This is a genomic window from Olivibacter sp. CPCC 100613, assembly GCF_036959255.1.
GTDB lineage: Bacteria > Bacteroidota > Bacteroidia > Sphingobacteriales > Sphingobacteriaceae > Olivibacter.
On the sequence record NZ_JAWMTI010000040.1, the window covers coordinates 1 to 723 of the forward strand.

Sequence of the window (723 nt, forward strand, 5' to 3'; positions counted from 1 at the left end):
CAAACCGCTCACCCGTCAGTTCCGCACGGTTCAGGTACCCCCGCGCAACCTGCTCCCCGCCGATCCAGATCTCGCCCGGTACGCCCAATGGCTGAAGTTCCCCTTCGGGACTTAATATATAGATATAACTATTCAGTAAGGGTTTACCAATTGGTAATGTTGGATGCTCTTCTTGATGGTAAGTTCCATCTAAAAAAAACTCAATAGCGGTAACTGTTGTTTCGGTAGGTCCGTATTCATTATAGAACATTGTTGTTCTGGACCACTTTTCAGCAATGTCCTTTTTACAAACGTCGCCTCCCGATATTACCCGTTTCAGACTGGGGCAATCCATTACACCCAACACCTCCAGCAAATTCGGAACAAGGTGCAGATGGGAGATTTCTTCTTTGTTAAGGTATTTTTCAAATTCAACCCTGTCGATCAACTCGTTCTTTGGATAAACAACCAAAGCCGCCCCGGATAGTAAAGCCAAAAAGATCTGTTCTACAGAGGCATCAAAAGTTATATCTGAAAATTGCAGTATACGCTCCTCTGGTGTTATACCGAACTTCAAAAGTTGCGCATGTGCTAATGCCGTTACATTTCTGTGCTCCACCATTACCCCCTTGGGCCTGCCCGTGGATCCCGACGTATAGATCACATAGCACAGATCTCCCGGCGAGGGGGATGCACCGTTTAAATTCTCGATACCAGAAGAGGTTCCCCAGCTGTCGGGGTCCC

At 47.2% G+C, this 723-nt stretch carries 1 protein-coding gene; it reads right to left on the minus strand.

The window, feature by feature from the left end:
- A partial coding sequence (locus RYH73_RS26595) for an AMP-binding protein (RefSeq protein WP_335316471.1) occupies positions 1-723 on the minus strand: 723 nt, incomplete at both ends.